The organism is Micromonospora sp. WMMD964 (genome assembly GCF_029581455.1).
Lineage (GTDB): Bacteria > Actinomycetota > Actinomycetes > Mycobacteriales > Micromonosporaceae > Micromonospora.
Genome location: NZ_CP120860.1, coordinates 2,549,621 through 2,573,263, shown reverse-complemented (window position 1 = coordinate 2,573,263; position 23,643 = coordinate 2,549,621). Strand labels below are relative to the sequence as shown.

18 protein-coding genes are annotated in these 23,643 nt (G+C 70.6%); 5 read left to right on the top strand and 13 right to left on the bottom strand.

What is annotated here, in order from left to right; all coding sequences use genetic code 11:
• Window positions 1–21 precede the first annotated feature (21 nt).
• Window positions 22–3,945, bottom strand: coding sequence for an ATP-binding cassette domain-containing protein (locus tag O7616_RS12020; protein ID WP_282306868.1), 3,924 nt, complete (start codon window positions 3,943–3,945; stop codon window positions 22–24).
• A gap of 1,040 nt (window positions 3,946–4,985) precedes the next feature.
• Here O7616_RS12020 and O7616_RS12015 point away from each other — a divergent pair.
• On the top strand, window positions 4,986–5,546 hold the full coding sequence (locus O7616_RS12015; protein WP_282303566.1) for a hypothetical protein: 561 nt from the start codon (window positions 4,986–4,988) through the stop codon (window positions 5,544–5,546).
• A 624-nt stretch (window positions 5,547–6,170) separates the two neighbouring features.
• On the opposite strand, the gene O7616_RS12010 is transcribed toward O7616_RS12015, so the two are convergent.
• Window positions 6,171–7,010 carry a DUF4081 domain-containing GNAT family N-acetyltransferase gene (locus O7616_RS12010; protein ID WP_282306867.1) on the bottom strand — a complete coding sequence of 280 codons (840 nt, stop codon included), beginning with the start codon at window positions 7,008–7,010 and terminating at the stop codon, window positions 6,171–6,173.
• Complete coding sequence (locus tag O7616_RS12005) at window positions 6,940–8,280, bottom strand: MFS transporter (protein ID WP_282306866.1); 1,341 nt, start codon at window positions 8,278–8,280, stop codon at window positions 6,940–6,942. The genes O7616_RS12010 and O7616_RS12005 overlap by 71 nt, the downstream gene beginning before the upstream one ends.
• Before the next feature lie 112 nt (window positions 8,281–8,392).
• Between O7616_RS12005 and O7616_RS12000 the strand changes: the two genes are divergently transcribed.
• Complete coding sequence (locus O7616_RS12000; RefSeq protein WP_282306865.1) at window positions 8,393–8,986, top strand: PadR family transcriptional regulator; 594 nt, start codon at window positions 8,393–8,395, stop codon at window positions 8,984–8,986.
• Between the two features lie 360 nt (window positions 8,987–9,346).
• Here the strand turns inward: O7616_RS12000 and ispG are convergent, their stop codons facing one another.
• The 7 genes from ispG to O7616_RS11965 all read right to left on the bottom strand — a co-directional run bounded on the left by ispG (window position 9,347) and on the right by O7616_RS11965 (window position 16,103).
• Window positions 9,347–10,519, bottom strand: coding sequence for a flavodoxin-dependent (E)-4-hydroxy-3-methylbut-2-enyl-diphosphate synthase (gene ispG / locus O7616_RS11995; protein ID WP_282306864.1), 1,173 nt, complete (start codon window positions 10,517–10,519; stop codon window positions 9,347–9,349).
• Window positions 10,520–10,528: 9 nt separating this feature from the next.
• On the bottom strand, window positions 10,529–11,779 hold the full coding sequence (locus O7616_RS11990) for a site-2 protease family protein (protein WP_282306863.1): 1,251 nt from the start codon (window positions 11,777–11,779) through the stop codon (window positions 10,529–10,531).
• On the bottom strand, window positions 11,779–12,990 hold the full coding sequence (gene dxr, locus O7616_RS11985) for a 1-deoxy-D-xylulose-5-phosphate reductoisomerase (protein WP_282306862.1): 1,212 nt from the start codon (window positions 12,988–12,990) through the stop codon (window positions 11,779–11,781). Before dxr ends, O7616_RS11990 begins: the two co-directional genes overlap by 1 nt.
• A 151-nt stretch (window positions 12,991–13,141) precedes the next feature.
• Complete coding sequence (locus tag O7616_RS11980; protein WP_282306860.1) at window positions 13,142–13,801, bottom strand: Uma2 family endonuclease; 660 nt, start codon at window positions 13,799–13,801, stop codon at window positions 13,142–13,144.
• A 193-nt stretch (window positions 13,802–13,994) separates the two neighbouring features.
• Complete coding sequence (locus tag O7616_RS11975) at window positions 13,995–14,183, bottom strand: hypothetical protein (protein WP_282306859.1); 189 nt, start codon at window positions 14,181–14,183, stop codon at window positions 13,995–13,997.
• An 857-nt stretch (window positions 14,184–15,040) separates the two neighbouring features.
• Window positions 15,041–15,232, bottom strand: coding sequence for a DUF397 domain-containing protein (locus O7616_RS11970; RefSeq protein WP_282306858.1), 192 nt, complete (start codon window positions 15,230–15,232; stop codon window positions 15,041–15,043).
• Window positions 15,222–16,103 carry a helix-turn-helix transcriptional regulator gene (locus O7616_RS11965; protein WP_282306857.1) on the bottom strand — a complete coding sequence of 294 codons (882 nt, stop codon included), beginning with the start codon at window positions 16,101–16,103 and terminating at the stop codon, window positions 15,222–15,224. Before O7616_RS11965 ends, O7616_RS11970 begins: the two co-directional genes overlap by 11 nt.
• A gap of 266 nt (window positions 16,104–16,369) precedes the next feature.
• Between O7616_RS11965 and O7616_RS11960 the strand changes: the two genes are divergently transcribed.
• Window positions 16,370–16,555: a hypothetical protein gene (locus tag O7616_RS11960; protein ID WP_282306856.1), complete on the top strand. Its 186-nt coding sequence runs from the start codon at window positions 16,370–16,372 to the stop codon at window positions 16,553–16,555.
• On the top strand, window positions 16,552–16,872 hold the full coding sequence (locus O7616_RS11955; RefSeq protein ID WP_282306855.1) for a hypothetical protein: 321 nt from the start codon (window positions 16,552–16,554) through the stop codon (window positions 16,870–16,872). Before O7616_RS11960 ends, O7616_RS11955 begins: the two co-directional genes overlap by 4 nt.
• Here the strand turns inward: O7616_RS11955 and O7616_RS11950 are convergent.
• A complete protein-coding gene (locus O7616_RS11950; protein ID WP_282306854.1) occupies window positions 16,859–20,824 on the bottom strand; it encodes a CARDB domain-containing protein in 3,966 nt (1,321 codons plus the stop codon). The two genes, O7616_RS11955 and O7616_RS11950, sit on opposite strands and share 14 nt — an antisense overlap.
• A gap of 356 nt (window positions 20,825–21,180) precedes the next feature.
• On the bottom strand, window positions 21,181–21,435 hold the full coding sequence (locus O7616_RS11945) for a hypothetical protein (RefSeq protein ID WP_282306853.1): 255 nt from the start codon (window positions 21,433–21,435) through the stop codon (window positions 21,181–21,183).
• A 51-nt stretch (window positions 21,436–21,486) separates the two neighbouring features.
• Here O7616_RS11945 and O7616_RS11940 point away from each other — a divergent pair, with 51 nt between their 5' ends.
• Window positions 21,487–22,335: a YhjD/YihY/BrkB family envelope integrity protein gene (locus O7616_RS11940; protein ID WP_282306852.1), complete on the top strand. Its 849-nt coding sequence runs from the start codon at window positions 21,487–21,489 to the stop codon at window positions 22,333–22,335.
• A gap of 89 nt (window positions 22,336–22,424) precedes the next feature.
• Here the strand turns inward: O7616_RS11940 and O7616_RS11935 are convergent, their stop codons facing one another.
• A complete protein-coding gene (locus tag O7616_RS11935) occupies window positions 22,425–23,588 on the bottom strand; it encodes an alkaline phosphatase PhoX (protein WP_282306851.1) in 1,164 nt (387 codons plus the stop codon).
• Window positions 23,589–23,643: the final 55 nt, after the last annotated feature.

The window sequence follows — 23,643 nt, the reverse complement described above, 5'->3', positions numbered from 1 at the left end:
ATCCCGGCGGCCGCCCGACCGTCAGCCGGCCAGGTGCGACCAGTCGCCCTCCAGCTCCTGCCAGGTGCCCTGGGCCGCGACCGCCCCACCGAGCAACACCACCACGTGATCGGCCCGGACCAACGCCGCGCGCTTCGCGGTCGAGCCGACCACCGTCACCCCGTGGTCGCGCAACGCCTGCCACAACGCCAGCTCGGTGGTGACGTCCAGCGCCGACGACACGTCGTCGGCGACCAACAGTTCGGTACGCGGTGCCAGCGCCCGCGCCAGCGCCAACCGCTGCAACTGGCCGCCGGAGAGCCGGGTGCCCTTGTGCCCGATGAGCAGTCCGAGCCCACCGCCGGCGGCGACCAGGTCGTGGTCGAGCTGGGCGGTGCTGACCGCACCGGCCGCGTCGACCTGGTGCCCGAGGGCGATGTTCTCGGCGACCGTGCCGGAGAGCACCCGGGGCAACTGGCCGACGTAGCCGACCTGGTTGGGGCGCAGGAACAACTCCGGCTCGGTGACCGGATCACCGTTCCAGGCCAGCTCACCGGTGTGGTGCACGATCCCGGCCAGCGCCCGCAGCAACGAGGACTTGCCCGACCCGACCGGCCCGACAACCAGCACCAACTGCCCACGCCGCACGGTCAGGTCCACGTTCCGGACGGCCACCGTGCCGTCGGAGTGCACCACCCCGAAATCGCGCAGCTCCAGGCGGCGCAGCGGATGCCGGGGCGGCGGCGTCGGCGCGGGCGCCGTCCCGGCGGCCAGGTCGACAGCCGGAACCCCGGCGGAGTACGCGCTCACTCCGGTCATCGCCGCCGTCCGCCGGGTCCAGACCCGCGCCGACGGCAGCTGGGAGATCAACGACGCGGTGGTCCAGGCGAACCACCGGGCCGCACCCAACGTGGAGACGGCCACCAGCACCGCACCGGCGGACAGCCCGCCGCCCAGGTAGAGCGCCCACGCGCCGATCGGCAACAGTCCGCTGGCCATCGACGGCGTGGAACGCGCCCATACCTGCACCGAGATCTCCCGCCGCTGCCGGTCACTGCGCAGCACGTCCAGGCCGGCCAGATGGCGTAGCACCGCCGTTGTCGCACCGGCGAGCTTCACCGTCCGCGCCGCGGACAGCGCGGAGACCAGTGCCGTGGCGAAGGCGGCCCGTGCCGCCACCGTGGCCCGGGCGGCACGTTCGAGCTTCGGCCCGAACAGCGTCGCCGCCAACCCGGAGACGACCATCGTGCCGAGGAAGAACAGTCCCGGTACGACACTGCCGGTGACCGCCGTCATGGCCACGACCAGGACCAGCGCCACCGACTGGTCCAGCACGTTGTCGGCGAGCTGAACCACCCGCTCGGTGTCGCCGCCCTGCGCCACGACCTCCGCCGGGGTGTGCGAGCTGACCCGGCGCGGCCCGGTCTGACCGTGCACCAGGCGCAGGCCGATCCGCAGCATCTGCCGCACCCACCAACCCGGGAACCAGACATGGGTGTAGTACGGCAGCGGCAGGGTGACCAGCAACCCGGCAACGATCCCCACCGCCGGCAGGTACGGGCTGCCGGTGCCGTCGACCAGATCAGCCCAGAGCCACGGCAGCACCGGCCCGTCCAGCCCCAGCAGGCTCAACCCGAGGAACAGCACTATCGCGGCCATCCCGTACCGGGGGTCGTTGAGACAGAGCCGGAAGATCTCCCGCAACGTACGGGCCGGCGGCACGGGCGGCAGCGGCGGCGGGTCGGCCCGGGTGGGCCCGACCGACCCGGTCGTCGCCTCGACGGGCTCGACCGGCTCGGCCTGTTCGACCGGCTCGGCCAGCCCGCCCGGCTCAGCCCGCCCGGTCCTTGGCTCGCTCGGGTCGACCAGCCTGCCCGGCTCGACCGGCCTGCCCGGCTCGACCAGCTCAGCGCGCCCGGTCCTTGGCTCGCTCGGGTCGGGCCGCACGGTCGTCGGCTCGTCCGGGTCGGGCCGCTCGGTTGCCGGCTCGTCCGGGCCGGCCCACGGGCTCGCCGAGTCGGTCGGCCAGGCGGGCTTGGCCGAGTCGGTCGGCCAGGCGGGCTTGGCCGAGTCGGTCGGCCAGGCGGGGTTGGCCGAGTCGGTCGGCCAGGCGGGGTTGGCCGAGGCCGGGCTGGTCGGCCAGGCGGCGCTGGGCAGGTCGGTCGGCCAGGCGGCGGCCGGGGCCGGGCCGGTCGGCCAGGCGGCGTTGGGCAGATCGCTCGGGCAGGCGGCGGCCGGGTCCGGGCCGACCAGCAGGTCGGTGCCACCGCCCGCGCGGCCGGCCGGTGCCGCCGCGGCGAAGGCGGCAGCGTGACTGGTGGCCAGCAGTTCGGCGAAGCGGGTCGACGTCTCCAGCGGACCGGCCTCCACCACCGCGCCGTCAGCCAGAACCACCACCTCGTCGCAACTGCGCACGGAGGACAGCCGGTGCGCGATGACGATGCCGATCCGGTCGCGCAACAGTCGTTCGGTGGCTCGTTGCACCCGCGCCTCGGTCACCGGGTCGAGACGCGCGGTGGCCTCGTCGAGGATCACCACATGCGGGTCACGGACCAGGATCCGGGCGAACGCCACCAACTGCTCCTGACCTGCGGAGAGCACATGCCCACCCTCCCCCAACCGGGTCGCCAAACCGTCCGGCAGCTCGGCGATCCAGCCCGCCAGCCCCAACTCGTCGAGCGCGCGGGCTGCGGCGTCGAGCAGATCCGGGTCGAAGAGTGCGACGTTCTCGGCGAGCGTGCCGGCCAGGATCTCGGTGCGTTGCGGCACCAGCGCCACCCAGCGGCGCAGTTGTTCGACGTCGAGGTCACGCAGGTCGGTGCCGCCGAGGAAGACCGTTCCCGGTGGCACGTCGACCGCCCTGGTGAGCACCTTCGCCAGTGTCGACTTACCCGAACCGGTCCGCCCGATCAGCGCGTACGAGCGACCCCGCGCGAAGGTCAGATCGAGCCCACGCAAGGCGGCCCCCCGGCCACCTTCCTGGTACGTGAACGTCAGGTCCTCGATGTGCAGGTCACCTTCGCTCGGGCTGGCCCCTCCGACGGGTTCCTGCCGAGCACGCTGGAGCAACTGCACCCGGGCCCACGCGCCGAGGGCCTCCTGGATCTCCGGCACCATCCGACTGACGTGTTCCGCTGTCGCACCGAAGGCGAGCGCCAGCAGCCAGATGGCGGTGAGGCGGGCGGCGTCGACCCGGCCGGTGGCCAGCGCCCAGGCACCGCCGAGCACCACCACGCCGATGCCGGCCCGGATCGTCGCGGTGGCGGCCGTCGCCACCTTGGCGGACAGCACCCAGACCACGCGGCCCCGGGACAGCACGGCGGCGGCGCGCCGCGCGTACAGCCGCAGCACGTACGGCCGGGCCAGACTGGTGCGTACGTCGTCCTGGCCGTGCACCGCCTCCTCCATCACCGCGGCCAGGTCCGACCACGCCTCCTCCTCGGCCATCCGTGCCGGACCGATCCGCGCGGTGGGCCGGCGAAGGCTGACGGCGAGCACCACGGTGAGCAGCAGCATCGCCACCCCGGCCGGCCACCACACGGCCAGGGCCACGACCATCGACAGCAGACCGACGCAGAGCCCCTGGGCGAGCCGCGTGCCCTGGTTACGGATGGCCGACGCCACCTGGTAGACGTCCCCGTCGATCCGGTCGAGCAACTCACCGACCGGTGTGGTTTCCAGAGTCGGCAGGTCCTGTCCGAGTGCGACCCGGCAGAGCCGGCGGCGCACGTCAGCGGACCAGTCGGCGGTCAGGCCGGCCATCAGAAGGCTCACCGCGAGGTCACTGAGGACCACAGCGACCAGTGCCGCGGCCAGCACGGCGAAGAAGCCGGCCGAGCGGTGCACGAGCACCGCACCCGCGAGCGCCGAGGCACCGGCCTGACCGGCGGCACCGAGCACGATCAGGGTGACCACGATCGTCATTCGGCGCGTCGAAGTGCCCCACAGATCTCGGAGCAGGCGCATGGAGAGTCCTCCGGACGTGGGGTGGCGGAGACTCCAGCCTGCCGACGTAGGTGCGCCGTCTCAACCGATTTTCCGGGCCCTGAGCAGGGCGTCGACCATGTCCCCCACCGGCCCGCGCCCCGCCCTCGACACCGGGAGGACCCCACCGGCCGCGTCGCGTCCCCCGGCACCTCAGCGGCCGCACCGCGCCCCAGCACTCCAACAACCCCACCGGCCCGCCCGCGCCCCAGCACCCCAACAACCCCATCGGGCGGTGCCGCCCGGACCTCGACGACCATCACCCGCAACGCCGCCTGAACCGTGACGCCCTACCGCGATGCCCCCCCGAACCTGCCAGGCCGGAATGATCGACTCGACTTCGCCGATGTCGCGGTATCAAACCCTTGCGGATACCGCGACATCGCCGAAGTCGAGTGGATCAAACCTCCGTACGCGTTGTGTGCGGTCTGCGAACGTGGGTGTCGGGGACCGCTGCCCGGGCTGGGTGGTGTGGGCGGTTCGCGGCGTCGACGGAGCCCCGTCGCCCTATCCGGCCTTCACGTCCGGGGCATCCGCAACGTGCCCTGCACGTCTATCTGCCACTGACGGTGGCACCTGGCTGGTTGCGCAGTCGCGAGCCAGCCCTCCACGCGGACTGCTGGCCCGCACTGGAGAGGTCTGTGGGCGATTTGTCCGACGATGGGTTGTGGTCGGATGCACTCGTGGGCCGGAATGACGGCCGGGCGGAGGTCGTTACACACCCAGACGATCGCAGGACCACGGCCGGTCGGCTCGACGGTCCGCCCCCGGGGAATGACCCGGCCCGCCGGGTCGTTACACCCGGACCCCGGCCCGACCGGCACCCCGCTTCACCGGGTGCCAGCCGATGGTCCGCCCCCGGGAATGACCCCGGTCCCCGGGTCGTTACACCCGGTCCCGGCGCCGCGAGCCCCCGCTCGTAGGCCGCCGATGATCCCCCAAGACTATGTTGCAGCGCCGGACGAGGTGCTCACACCCGCCGTACCCGGGCGGGTGTCCTTACCCCCGAAGGAGCTTCCCCCATGAACACGATCATGCGTAAGAGTGTGCTGTCCGTTGCTGGTCTGGCGTTCGCCGGTGGTGTGTTCGCCGGTCCGGTCGCCGCCCACGCCGACCCCGTCGACGCCAAGCCGGTTGCGACTGCCGTGCAGTCGGGTGCGCCGAAGCCGCAGGGTGAGCAGTCGCGCATCACCCTCAACGACGAGCAGACCGCGAACGTGAAGGCGATCATCGCCGCGACGAAGAAGGCCGGCCTGCCCGAGCGGGCCGCGGTGATCTCGATCGCGACGAGCCTGCAGGAGTCGAAGTTGGAGAACCTGGGCCACCTCGGCGACGCCAACGACCACGACTCGCTGGGCCTGTTCCAGCAGCGCCCGTCCAGTGGTTGGGGTACGCCGGAGCAGATCACCGACCCCGCCTACTCGACCACGGCGTTCCTGAAGGGCCTGAAGCAGGTTGACGGGTGGCAGGACATGCCGCTGACCGAGGCCGCGCAGACCGTGCAGGTCTCCGCCTACCCGGACGCGTACGCCCAGTGGGAGCAGCAGGCCACCGACCTGGTCGCCCAGTACTGGAACAGCTGACCCCGCACCATCGCAGGACACGAACCGCTGGCCGGCACCCCACACCCGGGGTGCCGGCCAGCGGCATATCCACCACCGCCACCGCAGCGCGCGAAGGTGGTGGCGGCACATCCACACCGAGATCTTGGACAGTTTCCGTTCGCGCGGAACGGAAACTGTCCAAGATCTACGGAGTTACGCGCGGCCTGCACCTTGGGAGAGCGAAACGGGCGGGCCAGCTCGGCCCGCGACCTGCCACGGCACGGCGGCCCGGACAACGCCACGGCACGGCGGCCCGGACAAGCCACGGCACGGCGGCCCGGGCAACGCCACGGCACCACGGCCCGGATAACGCCAGAGCCCCGCGGCCCGGGCGACGCCACGGAAACGGTGAGCCGGGCAAGGCCACGGCAACAGCCACGGCACCACGGCCCGGACAAAACCACGGCACGGCGGCCCGGACAAGCCACGGCACCACGGCCCGGGCAACGCCACGGAGACGGTGAGCTGGACATACCGGCGAGCTGAGCCAGCAGCATGCCGACGTCGCGGCAACGGTGAGCGGACATGGCCGCGGAGCAAACCGGCCTGGCGACTACCCAGGGGGAAGGGCGTGACGGTCACGCACGACCAGACACCCAGCGGTCAGAAGAGGACCGTGGCGAGGGTGCCGATCGGTTGGAAGCCGCAGCGTTCGTAGACGCGGCGGGCCGGGAGGTTGAAGTCGTTGACGTACAGGCTGACGGTGGGGGCGACCCGCAGCAGCGCGTCGCGGACCACGGCCGCCATGGCGGCGGTGGCGATACCGCGGCCCCGCCACTCGGGTGCCACCCAGACACCCTGGACCTGGGCGGTCCGCTTGGTCACCACGGCCAGCTCGGCCTTGAAGACGACAGTGCCGTCGACGAAGCGGGCGTACGCCCGGCCGGATCGGACCAGGTCGTTGACCCGCCGCCGGTAGCTGCGTCCGCCGTCTTCGGCCAGCGGGGAGACGCCGACCTCTTCGGTGTACATGGCTACCGCCGCCGGGAAGAGGCGGTCGACCTCGCCGGAGCGGACCTGGCGTACCTCCGGGTCGGCCGGGATGGGTGGCAGGGTGTCGGTGGCCAGCAGTGGCTGGTTGGGGCGGACGTCTCGTGCTGGCCCCCAGGTGGCGGAGAGCCGGTCCCACAGCCCCAGCACGGCGTCGGCCCGGCCGACGATGGAGGAGCACAGCCGTTCCTCGCCGGCGAGCAGGTCGGCGAAGGCGGCCACTGCGGCGTCGCTGGCCAGCACCGGCGTCAGGTTGCCGCCGAGCCAGCACAGCGATTCGAGGTTGCGCCGTGCGCCGTACCCCAGGACTCTCCCCTCGGCCCGCCACCACGAGAGGCCACGCGCGGCGATTCGCTCGGCGACCTGCGCGCCCGCGTACGGGTCATGGTCGAGTAGTCGCTCGACCGCGCGGCGCTCCGATTCCCCGAGTTGCCGTACCGGCACCGTCAGCACGACTACCAGCCTGCCAGATCGACCCCCCGCTTCGCCGGTCGAGTGACAAGGCCGGCATCGGCTCGGCCGGTTCGCTGGCGGAACGGGTCCGCTCGGCCCAGCGGACGACTGGCGGCACCAGCGCCCCGAGCAGGAGGAACACCGCACCGAGCACCAGCCAGCCCGGTACGCCCCAGCCGAGGGCGAGGGTGGTCACCACCACCGGGGCGAGCATCTTGCCCAGTTCGTAGCCCATGCCGTACGTCCCCTGGTACTGCCCTTGGGCATCGGCCGGCGCGAGCCCGAAGGAGATCGCCCAGCCGGCGGCGGAGTGCCACAGTTCCCCGGTCACGTGGGCGAGCGCCCCGACGCCGAGCAGGCCCACCGCCCCGGCGGTGGGGAGCGCGCTGCTGGCGGCGAAGAGTACGCAGGCCAGGGCGATTGCCACGCCCGCCCGACGGGCGGCACGGGCGGCTCCGGGCACGGTGGCGGCGGTGCCCGCAGCGCGTACCTGGAGGAGGACCACGAGCCCGGTGTTGACCAACGTCAGCGCGGAGATCATCCAGACGGGTGCCGTGGTGTGCCCGGCGATCCACAGCGGCAGGGCGATGGTGAGCAGGCTGAAGTGCATGGACATCAGCCCGTCGACCAGGGTGAAGGCCAGGAACGGACGGTCTCGCAGGGCGATCAGTCGCGGGCCGTGCGTCGGGGCGGCGACCGGGGCGACGCGGGGCAGTCGGAGGAAGATCACCGCGGCGGCGAGTGACGCCACCGCGGTGGTCAGGATCAGCGCGACGTACCCGGTCCGGGTGTCGGCGGCGATGGCGAAGCCGCCGAGGACCGCGCCGACGGAGATCCCGACGTTGGTGGTGGCCCGTAGGTAGGCACGGGTGCGTACCCGTTGGTCGGCCGGGACGGCTCCGGCGATCAACGCGCCCCGGGCACCGCGCTCGACCGCGTCGGCGAGCGCGGTGGCGGCGCCCACCAGCACGAACGTGGGGAACGACCGGACGGCGATCAGGCCGACGGTCAGGGTGCCGGCGGCGAGCAGTGCGCCGACCTGCACGCCGCGAGGACCGACGCGGTCGGCCAGGTAACCGCTCGGTGCGCTGGCCAGAATCCCCACCAGCGCCGAAATGGTCAGTCCGATCCCGACCTGGGTCGCCGACAGGCCCACCGACCGGGTGAGGAAGAGCGCGCTCGCGACGAGCCAGAGGCCGCGCCCCACGGTCTTGACCAGGGTGCCGAGGGTGAGGACCCGGGCCGGGCCGGGTGGGGGAAGCAGGCTCATGACCGGGACGCTAGCAAGACGTACGTACGGTTTGCAAGAAGCAGGTTGTCGACGATGCATTGCCGATATATCGTTGATGCATCAGCGACAGTACGAAGAGAGGGAGAACCTGATGAGGTTCCATCGACAGCACCACCCGATGCACGAGGCTCGGATGCGAGGGTTCGGCTTCCCGCCGGTTCCGCCCGGCCCGCACGGCCATGGCCACGAGCACGGACACGGCGGCCCCTGGGGCGGTCGGGGTCGCGGCCGGGGTCGGGGGCGACGCCCCAACGTCCGGGCCGCCGTGTTGGCTCTGCTCACCGAGCGGCCGATGCACGGCTACGAGATGATCCAGGAGATCGACTCCCGCACCGGCGGTGCGTGGCGACCGAGCCCCGGGTCGATCTACCCCACCCTCCAGCTCCTGGAGGACGAGGGCGTGATCGCTGCCAGCACGGAGGAGTCCGGCGGCGGGCGCAAGCGCTTCACGGTCACCGAGGCCGGGCAGGCGGAGGCCACCGAGGCCGCACAGACCCCGGCCTGGGCGGACGTCGCCCAGACCACGGTGACCAGTTGGCATGACATCCGCGACTCCGGGGCCCAGGCGATGAACGCGCTGCGCCAGGTCATGATGAACGGCACCGACGACCAACGCGAGCGGGCCGCCCAGGTGCTCGACGAGACGCGCCGCAAGCTGTACGCGATCCTCGCCGAATCCGAGTGACCCGGACGCCGACGCCCGCCGACGCCCACCCCGCACGAACGGCACCGTCCGCACGAACGGAACCGTCCGCACGAACGCCGACGCCGCACGGACGCCGACGCCGCACGGACGCCGACGCCGCACGGACGCCGACGCCGCACGGACGCCGACACCGCACGGACGCCGACACCGCACGGACGCCGACACCGCACGAACGCCGACACCGCCCGGACGCCACCGTCCGCACGAACGCCGACGCCCGCACGACGCAGGCCGGCACGCGCGACCCCCGCGCCCCGCACGGCAGCAGGACGGCATCGGTACGACGACGAATGCGGCCGTTCCCCGCACGGGGAACGGCCGCATTTTCCAGATGGAAAATCAGTGCACGGTGACCGTCGGGCCGCTGACCAGCCCGCGCAGCTCCTCGGGAAGCTCGGCGCCCATCTCGTCGGCGATCCGCAGCGCCTCCTCGATCAGCGTCTCCACGATCTGCGCCTCGGGCACCGTCTTGACGACCTGCCCCTTGACGAAGATCTGGCCCTTGCCGTTGCCGGAGGCGACACCGAGGTCGGCCTCGCGGGCCTCGCCGGGCCCGTTGACGACGCAGCCCATCACGGCGACCCGCAGCGGCACCGGCAGCCCTTCCAGACCGGCGGTGACCTCCTCGGCGAGCTTGTAGACGTCCACCTGGGCCCGCCCGCAGGACGGGCAGGAGACGATCTCCAGGCCGCGCTCGCGCAGACCGAGGGACTCCAGGATCTGGTTGCCGACCTTGATCTCCTCGACCGGCGGCGCGGACAGCGACACCCGGATGGTGTCGCCGATCCCCTCGGCCAGCAACGCACCGAAGGCGACCGCCGACTTGATGGTGCCCTGGAACGCCGGACCGGCCTCGGTGACGCCGAGGTGCAGCGGGTAGTCGCACTGCTCGGCGAGCTGCCGGTACGCGCGGATCATCACGACCGGGTCGTTGTGCTTGACCGAGATCTTGATGTCGCGGAAGCCGTGCTCCTCGAACAGCGAACACTCCCACAGCGCGGACTCGACGAGCGCCTCGGCGGTCGCCTTGCCGTACTTCGAGAGCAGTCGCTTGTCCAGCGAGCCCGCGTTGACGCCGATGCGGATCGGCACTCCCGCGTCCCCGGCGGCGCGGGCGATCTCCTTGACCTTGTCGTCGAACTGGCGGATGTTGCCCGGGTTGACCCGGACGGCGGCGCAGCCGGCGTCGATCGCGGCGAAGACGTACTTGGGCTGGAAGTGGATGTCGGCGATCACCGGGATCTGCGACTTCTTGGCGATCGCGGGCAGCGCCTCGACGTCGTCCTGGGACGGCACGGCCACCCGGACGATCTGGCAGCCGGACGCGGTCAGCTCGGCGATCTGCTGGAGGGTCGCGTTGACGTCGGAGGTGAGGGTCGTGGTCATCGACTGCACGGACACCGGCGCACCGCCACCGACCGGGACCGAACCGACCATGATCTGGCGGCTGGCCCGACGGGGAGCGAGCGGCGGAGGCGGCACGGCTGGCATACCGAGACTGATAGCTGTCACTTCAGGCACTCACCTTGAGAAGAGCGTGATCGGGTTGACGACGTCCGCGGCGATGGTCAGCAGCGTGAACGCGCCACCGATCAGGATCACCGCGTACGTGAAGGGCATCAGTTTGAGGTAGTCCACCCGGCCGGGGTCGGCGCGGCCGATCTTGCTGTAGATCCAGGAGCGGGCGCGTTCGAACCAGGCGACGGCGATGTGGCCGCCGTCGACCGGGAGCAGCGGCAGCAGGTTGAACACGCCGATGAAGAAGTTCAGCGACACGAAGAGCATGAAGAAGACCAGCCAGGCGTTGTTCTCCACCGCCTCGCCGCCGAGTCGGCTGGCGCCGACCACGCTGATCGGGGTGTCGATGTCGCGCTCGCCGCCGGTGAGGGCGGTCCACAGGGCGGGGACCTTCTGCGGGAGGCGCTGCAACGCCTCGAAGGTGCCGACGGCGAGCTGACCGGTGAAGTCGGCGGTGGCGCCGAAGGCGCCGACCGGGCCGTACGTCACTCGGGTGGGGGTGCTGGGGACGAGCCCGACGCCGAGGGCGGCCACCGGCGCGACGGTGCCGCTCGGGTCGTCCAGCGGCGGACGCTGGGTCTGCGCGAGCACGGTGCTGGTGGTGGCCGGCTGCCCGTCGCGGACGTACGCGATCTGCGTGGTGTCGCCCGGCTTGAGGCCGCGCAGCGTGGTGAGCAGGTCGCCGTAGTTGTCGACCGGGGTGCCGTTGATCGCGGTGATCCGGTCGCCGTTCTTCAGCTGCGCCTGGGCGGCCGGGCTGGCGGCGTCGCCGGGGGCGCAGGCGCGCACCGAGTTCTCCGCCACCACGCAGTCACTGAGTCGGATGACGGCCGGCTCCTGGCGGGCCTGCGCGTCGGTGGTCGGGAAGTCCGGGTTGGGCAGGCCGGCGGAGACGGCCAGGATCCAGATCGTGACCAGGGCCAACGCGAAGTGCGTGATCGACCCGGCGGCCATCACGATCGTCCGCTTCCAGACCGGGTAGCGCCACATCACCCGCGACTCGTCGCCCGGCTCGACGTCGTCGTCCTGCGGGGTCATCCCGACGATCTTGCAGAAGCCGCCGAGGGGGATGCCCTTGAGGCCGTACTCGGTCTCACCCCGCTTGAACGACCAGATCGTGGGGCCGAAGCCGACGAAGTACTTGGTGACCTTCATCCCGAACGCCTTGGCGGTCAGCAGGTGCCCCGCCTCGTGCAGGCTCACCGAGATGAGAATGGCCAGGGCGAAGAGGACCACCCCGAGCAGGTACGACATCAAGCTCCTTCCACCGAACCCGCGATGATCTCCTGCGCGTGCGCGCGTGCCCACGACTCGGCCGCGAGCACGTCCTCGACGGTACCTGGTTCGCCGAAGTCCGGAGCCTCCTCCAACACGCGTTCGAGGGTGTCGACGATGCCGAGGAAGGGCAGCCGGCCCGCCACGAACGCCTCGACGCACTCCTCGTTCGCCGCGTTGTAGATCGCCGGGCGGCTGCGACCGGCCTCTCCGGCGGCCTTGGCCAGCGCGACGGCCGGGAACGCCTCGTCGTCGAGCGGCGCGAACTCCCAGGTGTGCGCGGCCGTCCAGTCGACGGCGCTGGCCGCCTCCGGCACCCGGTCCGGCCAGCCGATGCCCAGCGCGATCGGCAGCCGCATGTCCGGTGGGCTGGCCTGGGCGATCGTCGACCCGTCGACGAACTCGACCATCGAGTGGATCACCGACTGGGGGTGCACCATCACGGTGATGTCGGCATACGGCACGTCGAACAGCTCGTGCGCCTCGATCACCTCAAGCGCCTTGTTGACCATGGTCGCGGAGTTGATCGTGACGACCGGGCCCATGTTCCAGGTGGGGTGCGCGAGCGCCTGCTCGGGTGTGACCTGCGTCAACTCGTCGCGCCGCCGACCCCGGAACGGGCCACCGCTGGCCGTCACGATCAGCCGGCGCACCTCACCGCGCGTCCCGGAGCGCAGACACTGGGCCAGCGCCGAATGCTCCGAGTCGACCGGCACGATCTGCCCCGGCCGCGTCACCGCGGCCTTGACCAGCGGGCCGCCGGCCACGAGCGACTCCTTGTTGGCAAGCGCGAGGGTACGACCAGCACCGAGCGCGGCCAGCGTAGGAGCGAGGCCCAGCGAGCCGACCACCCCGTTGAGCACGATGTCGCACGGCCACTGGGCCAGCTCGGTCATGGCGTCCGGGCCGGCCACGATCTTGGGAAGCTTGAAGTCACCGGTGGCCCACCCGCGCCGACTCGCCTCGGCGTAGAACGCGAGCTGGAGGTCCTGCGCGGCGGACGCCCGGGCCACCCCGACCGCCTCGACGCCAAGCTCCAGCGCCTGCGCGGCGAGCAGCTCGACGTTGCCGCCGCCCGCGCCCACGGCGACCACCCGGAACCGGTCCGGGTTGCGCCGGACGATGTCGATGGCCTGTGTACCGATCGAACCGGTGGACCCGAGCAGAACAAGATCGCGGGGGGAAGTCACAGGCCCATTCTTCCCCACCGTCACTGCGAGCCCGCTGGGAGCCTCAGCCCACCGCTGCCGCTGCCGCTGCCGGGCGATGATCGACTCGGGTTCAAGGAAGTCGCGGCATCCCCAGCACCCGGACACCCCGACTTCCGGGAAACCGTGTCGATCAAGCCTCGTCGTCGGCCGACTCGGGCCCCGGCCCGGTCGGTGCCGCCTCCTCGCCCAGCAGGTCGCCCGGATCGATGGAGAACTCGAACGGCTCCCGCATGACGAACCGCGTTCCGGCAGCCGCAGCGGCGACCGGCCGGTACTCCCCCTCGATCAGCTCGTACAGCGCGAGGGTGGGCACCCGGTTGCGCAGATCGACGCGGAGGAAGAAGGGCACGCCGACCGCGGCGTACTCGCGCGGCCGGTCGATGATGTCCTTGCGCCGGTTCCCGGGGGAGACAATCTCGCCCAACAGCACGGCGTGCGCGATGTCCATCGTCGTCCGGCCACCGCCGGGCGCGTCGAGGATGACGATGTCGGGGATGAAGAGATCGTCGCCAGAGACGACGTTCGTCTCCAGATAGAGCCACAGCTTTGCACGGCGGGCTGCCTGCTTGAGGTGATATGCGAGGTCCAGCTCCGCATCCTGATGGTCGTACCCGGCATGTGGTGTCACGATCACGCTTCCGCTCAGGACCTCAACCTTGGGGCCGTTGGTCTCCGGCAACAGGTCGAGGGCGAGCTGCGCAGTCCACGGCTCGTCGTGCCACCGCAGCACGTCGAACGACGGCTCGGTGTGCTGCGGCGCCGGCTCCGGCGCGAACGCGGCCTGGGCCATCCGGGCTCACCCCCTCAGCGGACCATCCTGCTCAGGTCAGCCTAGCCACCGCAGCCCCTGTTGTACTGGATCGCACACCCGGTCCGTCATCGAGACCTACACGTCCCGAGGCCCTTGCCACCGGCGACGGTGTCGTAGGTGCAGCGGCCCACTCGGGCCCGTCGTTGCGCAACGGCTGCCTCAGCTTCGAACGTCAGCCGCACTGGTCCTGATCGATGAGCCGGGGTGGTACGACCCCGTCGCCGTAGTTCGTGGCCAGGGTTGCGGCCCACACGTCCGGGACGGTCTGGCCACGGAAGGCCAGCGGCAGGTACGACTGCAGCGCGTCGAATGCGTCCAGCATCGGCGCGAACTGCTCCTGCCATTCGCGGCGTGCGGCCACGCTGGGGAACCCCGGAAGACTGCTACTTCGGGAGCCCGCTCACCCCAGCATCCCCACCTGCGCGAAGGTCCAGTCACCGCGATGACGTTCGCCGAGATCGCGATCGAACCGAAGATGTCCCTGGCGGCCTCGTGACCGATGAGCGCCCAGTAGTCGTCCTCGGTGGCGTCGACGGACAACGACAGGGCCGGATACGACTGATACTCCGACAGGTAGTACGTATCGCAATCCGGTTCGAGGACCAGCAGCTCGACGTGCTCGTCGCCATGCAGGCGGGCCATCGCGCAGAGGGCCGGCCACAGATCCGGAACGAGGACAGCGTCGAACTCGCAGAACAGTGACTCGCCTTCGATCTCCCGGAAGACCTGGGCAGGCAATCTGGCTGACAGATCGAAGATCGCTGCACAGCGGGAGTGAATGTTCAGGTAGGTGTGGTGATCGGTCACGACGGGCCCCTCCCCCGAGATCCCCCGGCATGCTGCCCTACCGGCGCCAGGAAGCACGAGGGGTTTGTGCAGATCGGGCGGCAGCGCACCGCGTCGCGGGTGTCGCACGACGGCCAGCCGGACCGCTGCGCCGACGCAGAGGACGGCCAGCAGGGACAGCAGCACCAGAGCCGGGTTGGCCCAGGCGGGCACCAGGTCGTGGGTGGCGTTGCATCGGTCGTGGAGAGGGAACCATCGCGACGACTCACGCCAGTGGGCGGCGCGGTAGGCACTGTCGTAGCTGACGCCGGCCTGTCGGCAGGACTCCTCCGAACTCATCGAACCAGCCCGGAGTCTTCCAGCGGCCGGTGAGCAGAGGTCGGCCCCACAACCAAAGCACGAACAGAAGGGGTACGGCGAGGCAGAGCGCGGTCATCGCGTGGGCTGGCTGACCACCGTGAACTCGACGAACGCAGCCCAGGCCGAGGGGGTGAAGGTCAGCACCGGCCCCTGCCGGTCCTTGCTGTCGCGTACGCCGACCGACTCGGCGAAACCCGCCACCTCGACACAGTCGCCCTCGCTGCCGGACCGGGTCGACGTGCGCCAGACTCCGTCACGCACCATCGGTCATCTCCTTCGCTATGGCCGCGATCAGCTCACGGGACTCGTCGGCGCTGAGCGCCCGCTCACTGAGCGAGCGCCACGCGTCGTCGTAGACCTCGATTTCGTGGGTCTTGTCAAGGTAGACCGCGCCGCACGGCCCGTCCATGTAGATGGTGGTCGGCTCCGGTGAGCGCACCTCGGACGGGAAGTCGAGCATGGTGAAGGTGCCGGCCTGCGCCCAGCGCACCAACCCGGCGTCGAACGGCAGCACCCGGATGCCGATGGTGGGCTGCCGCGACGACACCACGAGCGACTCCAGTTGCCGGACCATGGCCGACCGGTCGCGCAGCGGGCGGCGCAGCACCGCCTCGTTCAGGATGACGTCGAGGCGCGGGGCGCGGGGCACCGCCCGGACCAGCAGGCGTTGACGGCGAAGCCGCACGTCGATCTTCGCCTGACGTTCCGCCTCGGCCATCTGCGGCTGGTCGGTGTCGATCAGCTCGGTCATGTACTCGACCGTCTGCAACAGCCCGGGAATGAGATCCGCCTCGTACTTGCGGATGCGGGTGGCGGCGGCTTCCAGGCCGACATACAGCTTGAACCAGTCCTTGATCGCCTCGCCGTAGCTGTGCCACCACCCGTGCGCCTTGGTCTCCCGGGCCAGCGCCCGCATCGTCTCGATCGTCTCCGGCGAAGCGCCGTAGACGCGGCACATCGCCGCCACGTCGTTCGGGTGCATGGGGACCTGGCCGGTTTCGTACCGCCAGATGCGCGGTGCCGACCATTCCAATTCCTTGGCCGCCGCCGTGACCGTCACATAGGCATTTTCGCGAAGCTCTCTCAGATATCTGCCGAGCTGCCTCCGTGGGACTGTGCTGCCGGAGTCGTCCACGTCATCTCCCTGACTGTCGTCGTGTAAGACACCTCGCCCCTTGGTCTGGATTCTGCCGCGAAAGATTGCGTTGGGCCAGCAGTGAAAAGACCATCGTGGACAGCCGGACAAAGATGGGGTCGGCCACCGTCGGGAGCGTTATACCGCAGAGTCATATTTATGACTGTGGGGTATAACGCTCGTCGGGAGGTCGCCGCCCGGACGGGAGGACCATGGGCGCTGTCGACGATCTACCGCTTCCGCCCCACGTCACCACGGAGGACGTCGTGTTGGCGCTGAGGGCGGTCACCGTGCACGCCCCCGAGCAGCCGAACGGTGACCGTTGCCGCAAGGACGAGGCAGCACACCCGTGCCGGCTGCACCGCTGGGGCCGTCGCGTCCTGGAGCGGCGCGGCCTGACCGATGAGCAGGTGCAGACGTTGATCGCTGGAGGAACGGTGGCGTTGCGATGAGCGCGCCGAGGTGGATCATCCACCTGCCGACAACGCTGACCAGGCTCGACGAGGTCACGGCTCTGGCCGTGGCACTTCGCGACTCGCTCGGCCACCTGGCCGTCGTCGACTTCGGTGAGACCACGCTCAGCGAGGAGGATGCGCAGTTCCTGCGTACCCGAGTGTTCTGTGACGCCCGGCTCGACGGCGCGGGGCGTTGCGGGCGGTCCGTTACCCACGACGGACCCTGCGCTGCGGTGCCCAGCACGGAAATCGGGGTGCCCGCAGACCGCGGACACCCCGACTTCACTGAAAGCGTGTCGATCAGGGAGCGATGACGAACGGCGAGCCGGGCTGGATGACGATGTCGCCGTCGGCCGAGTTGGTGATTGTCACGTTCGTCAGGTTGGCGTTTCCGCGTGCGCCGCTCATCGCGAGGATGCCGGCGCCGTTGTTGGATTTGTCGATCCGCACGTTGGTGATGGCGACGTTCGGCATGTTGCCGCCGCCGTTCTTGAACTGGATGCCGTCGTACGTGGAGTCGATGATGTCGGTGTCGCGGATGGTGACCCCGACGATGTCACGGGTGGAGGGGAAGAGGGTGATGGCACCGAACTCCTGGTCCTCGTTCCAGAATGCGCCGCCGGTGCGGTAGAGCCCGTTGTTGGCGATCAACGTGGTGCCGGAGAACGGGAGCGGGTCGTGGTCGGTCGCCAGCATGATGCCCGGGTAGTTCGCGGTGTCGTAGATCAGGTTGTTCTCGATCGAGTTGTCGTAGCCGCCGTAGATGGCGATGCCGTTCGCCCGCCAGGGCAACTGGATGGTGTTGTTGACGAAGTGGTTGTCGTGGGCGATGTCGACGGAGCGGTCCTTCACGTACGGGTTGGCCCAGACCGCGAGCGCGTCGTCGCCGGTGGTGCGGAACGACGAGTTGAACACCCGCGAGTTGCGCGTGCCGTTGCTGAAGTTGATGCCGTCGGCGTACGTGTTGCGGATCCGCATGCCGGTGAACTCCAGCCCGTCGGCCGGTCCCCACAGGTCGGGGATGTTGTCGTAGTCGCGGCCGACCCAGACACCCACGTTGGCGTGCTCGATCCACACGTTGCTGATCCTGGTGCCGGTGCCGAAGCGACCGTTCAGGCCCACGCCACCCTCGGCGTTGCCGTCACCACCCCGGATCCGGCCGGAGCCGAAGATGGCGATGTCGGAGATCTGGGTGTTCTTGTCGATGTCGAAGCCGAAGTTGCCCTCGTGCGGGTGGTTGATACCGCCCACGACGTTCTGCGGCTCGGTCAGCGTGTAGAGCTGCGAGTGCCACATACCGGCGCCCCGGATCGTGACGTTGCTGATGCCGACCTGGTTGTGCGTACCCCGGTTCAGCGGGTCGTCGGTCAGGATCTTCTGCTCCTGCCGCCACTGCCCGGCGGGGATCCAGACGCAGCCGATGACGCCGTTCTGGTCGTCGGTCACCGCCCGCTGGATCGCGGCGGTGTCGTCGAGTCCGTCGTTCGGAACCGCGCCGTACGACGTGATCGAGGTGCAGCCGGCCGGCTGGCTCGCCGGAGGCGCCACCTGCTCCAGGTCGATCATGTCGATGACGTAGAACGAGGCGGTGTCCCCCGAGTCGCGCTGCAACTTGAAGCGGGTGCCCGCCGGGTACGACTGCGCCAGCAGCGCGTTCGACTCGTCGAAGAGCCGCCGGGCGTCGGCCTGCGGGGTGTTGGTCAGCGCCTCCGGCCCGTCGGTGTTGCCGTAGAGCCAACTGTGCTTGGACGACAGGGTCAGCTTCCGGGAGAAGACGTCGTTGACGTAGAGGCTGATCGTCGCCTCGATGCCGCCGCCACCGGGAGCGTCCGGGATGGAGTTGCGCACCACGATGGAGTTGGCCTGGTTGGCCGAGGTGAACTCCACGAACTGGCCGGTGCTGGTGAGGCGTACCGACTTGCGGCCCGAGGACTCGCTCGCGAAGTTGGTGTGCCCGAAGGTCCGCAGCGGGTCGGTCTCCAGCAGCGTGCCCTGGTAGCGACCGGCCTCCGCCTCGTAGGAGGTGTACGGGACGGCGGCCCCGCGCCCGACCACTATCGACTGGCTGAACGCGTTGTTGGTCTCGTTGGTCTCGGCGACCACGTTCGTGGCGTCAGCGGTGGCGGTGAGCGTGGCACCGCCGCTGGTGGCGGTCCAACTGCCGCTGACGGCCACGGTGACCGTCGCGCCGGCCGCGATCGAGGCGGTGTTGGTGTTGAGCGTGGTGCCGCCCGCCACCAGCCGGGTGACAGTGGTCGCGCCGGTCGCGGTGGTACCCCGGTTACGGACCGCCACGGTGAACGTGACGGACGCCCCGACCGCCGGGTTCGGCGGGTTCGAGGCGATGCTGAGCACCTGAAGGTCCGGGCCCGGGGCCTGCGCCACCACCAGTGGCGACGCCGCGGTGAAGCTGTTGTTGCCGTTGTTCTGCTCGACGATCGTGTTCGTCGGGTCGACCACCGCCGAGACGGCGTAGCTGCCCATCGGCCGCGTACCGGCGTTGAACGACACGGTGGTCGAGGCGCCTGCGGCGAGCGCGCCCACCGTGGCGCTGCCGACGACCGCGCCGGCCAGGCTGAAGTTGACGGTGGTGGCCCCCGCGGCGGCGGATCCGATGTTCTGCACGACCGCCGACAGGGTGACCGCGCTGGCCTCGCTGGGCGACGACGGCGACCAGGTCACCGAGCTGACCACCAGGTCCGGGTTGGGTGCCGGGGTGCCGCACACCTCGAGCTCCGCGACCTGGCCGGACGGCGCACCGGTGTTGCCGGTGAACCGCAACTGCACGTCCGCGGTGGTCGCGCTGACCGGGATGGTCACCACGTTGGTGCCCTGCACGAACTGGTAGGCCGCCGCCGACACCAGACTGGTGTACGACGACGACGCCTGGTCGCGACCGAGAACCTGGATGGTCTGGGTACGGGTGCCCCAGGCCGAGTCGGGGTTGAGCTTGACGGTGACGGCGGAGATCGAGTGGTTCGCGCCCAGTGCCACCGTCAGGTTCTGCGGGTAGCTGGCCGCGCCCTCCCAGTAGGTGCCGAGCTGCCCGTCGTTCGCCTTGTCCGGGGTGAAGCTGAAGGTGGAGCCGCTCGCCGTCATGCTCTTGCCCTGCGCCACGTTGGTGCAGGCGGGCGGGTTGCTGCCGGTCCGGGTGACGGTGTTGCTGTTGCCGGACAGGTTGCCCGCGCCGTCACGGGCGCGGACGTAGTACGAGACGGTGGCGGTGGCCGGCTGGGTGTCCTGGTAGGTGAGCACGGTGCCCAGCGTCGCGATCAGGTTGCCACCCCGGTAGACGTTGTAGCCCGCCAGGCCACTGCCACCGGAATCGGTGGAGGCACCCCAGTTCAGCGTGATCGTGCTGCCCGACGTGCTCTGCGACAGCGTCCCCGGGACGCTCGGCGCGGTGGTGTCGCCACTGCCCGTGCGGGTGACCGTGTTGCTGTTGCCGGACAGGTTGCCGGCGGCGTCACGGGCACGGACGTGGTAGGACACGGTCGCCGTGGTCGGCTGGGTGTCGTTGAAGGTGGTCACGTTCCCGACGGACTGGAGGAACGCGCCGTTGCGGTAGACGTCGTAGCCGGCGATGCCGCTGCCGCCCGCGTTGTCGGTCGACGCGACCCAGTTGAGGCTGATGGTGGTGCCCGACTGGGTGTACGACAGGTTGCCCGGCACGCTCGGGGCGGTGGTGTCCGGGGTGGTGCCTCCGCTGCCGTACACCTCCAGCTCGGAGAGCTGCCCCGCCGGCCAGCCGCTGTTCGCGGTGACGGTGATCCGCACGTAGCGGGTGGAGGTCGAGGTGAAGTTGATCGTGACGGTGCTGGCGCTCGCCGGGTTGAAGGTGTACGTCTGCGACCCGACCAGATCGGTGAAGGACGAACCGTTCGTGCTGCCCCGCACGCTCAACGTCTGCGTCCGGGTCGCCCAGCCGTTGGTCGGCAGCTTCAGCACGACCTGGTTGACGCTCTGCGCTGCGCCGAGGTCGACCTGCACCCACTGCGGGAACGCGTTGTTGACGCTCTCCCAGTAGCTGCCCGCGTTGCCGTCGACGACCTTCGACGAGTCGTAGACGTCGGCGTGGCCGCTCTCCTGGGTCGGGCGGCCCTGCGCGAGGTTGGTGGCGGCCGGGGCGAAGGCGCTGCTCGGCGCGGCCGCCGTGTCGGCGGGGCGGGCGGCGGCCGGGTTCGCGACGGCGGTCGCCCCCGCCGTGGCGATCAGCGTGGCCGCGGCTGTCGCCGCGACCATCCTGAACAGATTCGTTCGTCTCATGACTGTCCTGTCGTCGGGGGACGGTTGCCGCGGGCGGGGGTGACCACGGGTGGGGGTGAGCGGCGGCGCGTCGCCGGCCGGTGAGGGCGGGCCGGCGACGAGGGGGTACGACCATCAACGGGCCTCCCCAGGAGACCCGTTGAATCTTCCGCATGCATGCACAGAACCGTGCACGTGTTTGTCGAAATCTTGCGTTACTTTGACCAAAGGTTACTGACGTGCTACGGGAGCGTCAACACTTCGACCGCGGTAACTATTGACGGAGTTGCCCACTCTCGACCGCCGACAACGCGAAGGAAGGTGCCGCCTCCGACGACTGGAGGCGGCACCTTCCCCGGACTTGCGCGGATCTTGCGTCAGGCCGTAACGGAACGATCAGGCATCTGGCGCCCGCAACACGAAGGTCTCCAACAGCTCGCCGCCGCGTGCCGGTCCCGCCAGATCTGCAGTCGCTCGGGGGCCTGAGCCGGGTCGGTCATCGGCAGGCCGGGCGACACGGCCAGCCAACGGGTGATCTCCGGACGGGAGTAGATGTCGTAGATCCGGGCCGGATCCGCCGGATCGTCGGTCCGATCGCGCAGGATGAGGCGTTCGGTGGTGACAACAGTCATGACCGGCGATCTTAAGGAGTGGCGGCCCCGACGACAGGGAAGGAGACGGCGATGGGCAACGGATGGCAGCGGGCGAAGCGGATCACCAGCGCCGCGTTCCGCCCGGTGCGTGGGCGGGACCTGTCGCTGCACGCCGCCGCGATCACCTTCTACGGGGCGATCGCGGTGGTGCCGGTCGCCCTCCTCGCGATCTGGCTCACCTCGCTGGTGGCCGGGGCCGATCGGGTACGCCGGCTGACCTCGCACGCCGTGGAGGCCCTGCCCACCGCCATCGGCGCACCCCGGGCGGTGGACGCGCTGGTCAACGCCGGAGTGGAGTTGACCCCGCTGCTGGCGTTGGCCTCACTGCTGCCCGCGTCGCTCTACGGCGAGGGCCTACGCCGGGCCTTCGTGTCGGTGGCCGCACCCCGGACCGACGAGCACCTGGTCGGCTGGCGAGGCCGACTGCTCCTGCTGCCGCTGCTCGCACCGGCCCCCGCGCTGCTGCTGTCGATCCTGCTGGCGCTCCCGCTCACCACCGGCCTCGTACGCCGAGGGGGTTGGCTCGGTGTGCTCGGCGTGGTGCTGTCGTTCCTCGCGGTCTGGCTCGTGCTCACGCCGGTGCTGGTGTGGGTGTTCCGGGTGGTCGGGCCCGCCTCACCGGACTGGCTCTCCACCGTGGGGATCGGGTCGTTCACCGCGGCGAACCTCTCCGGCTTCCTGCACGGCTTCGTGCTCTTCGCCTCGCTCCCCCTGGACCTCGGGGTGCCGTTCGGCGGCTTCGACGAGATCGGCGGCGGAGTGGCGGTGCTCCTCTGGCTGTACCTGTTCCACGTGATCGTCCTGGCCGGCTACTCCGCCACCCTGGCCCTCTCCACCTGGCGCACCAACCGCGCCGACCGCACCCCTCAGCCGGGTTGATCAAGAGGTTAGCGTCATTTTCGCGCCGTTCGCTGACGCAAACCTCTTGATCACCAGGGCAGGGGGTGGGGGTGCGGGTGGGGGTGGGGTCAGCGGCGGAAGGGACCTTGGATCTCGTAGGTGATGCCGTTGGCGCCGGTCGACGCACCGGAGGTGCCGCGCTGGGAGGAGAAGTACAGGCGCGAGCCGTCCGGGGAGAAGGCCGGACCGGTGATCTCCGACGACGACTGCCCGACGATCCGCACGATGGGCGCCACCACACCGGCCGGGGTGATCACGTTGATCTCCATGTTGCCGCCGTCCTCGGCGACGTAGAGGTCACCGGAGGCGGTACCCGTGATGTTGTCCACCCCGGTCAGCGGTGCCGTGCCGGCCGGCACCAGCGAGTCGTCGTACGCCAGGTCGAGACGCTGGTTGACCGCGTCGTACGCCCAGACCCGGTTGTCGCCCTTCGTGGTGAACCAGCAGGTGCCCCGGTCGTACCAGCAACCCTCGCCACCGTCGAAGTGCTTCGCCGCACCCACCTGGAGCCGAGTGGGGATCGGGAAGCCGTCCCGGTCCGGGACGTCCCGCCAGGTGACCGGCCCGGCGACCTGGTCGGCCGGCGCGCAGAGCACCTGCACCCGACCGGTACGCAGATCACCCCAGGTGTCCGGCACGAAGCGGTAGAAGCAGCCGTCCTCCTCGTCCTCGGTCAGGTAGACCACCCTGCGGTCCGGATCGCACGCGGCAGCCTCGTGGGTGAACCGGCCCATCCGGGTCCGCTCCTCGGCCGACCGGCTGCCGTCCGGCCACGTCTCAAAGACCCGACCGAGGGGCACCTCCTCGCAGGACAGCCAGGTGCCCCACGGGGTCGCCCCACCGGCGCAGTTGACGTTCGTGCCGCCGAGGATCCGGTACGCCGAGACGACCGAGCCATCGGCAGCGAAGCGGACCGCCGACGCACCCCCGACGAACGGGACCTCCGAGTTCGACACGTAGATCCAACCGTCGCCGGCGGGGAAACAGGCGCCGCCGTCCGGAGCCCAGTGCCAGAGGTACGAGGTGCCAGCGACTCGCTGACCGGACCGCGCGATCACCCGACTGGTGAAACCGGCCGGCAACTGGATGCCGTTGACGTCAGCCGCCAGCAGGTCCCCGTACGGGCCGGGGCCGGGCTGGGCCGGGGCGGCCAGGGCCGCGCCGGCCCACAGGCTGCCGGAGAAGGCGGCCGCGCCGGCGACGGCGGAGCGCAGGACGGTACGACGGTCCATCGGTGAACCTCCCGGAGTGGTCGATGTCCAACCGACGGTAGGACCGCAGCGGCAT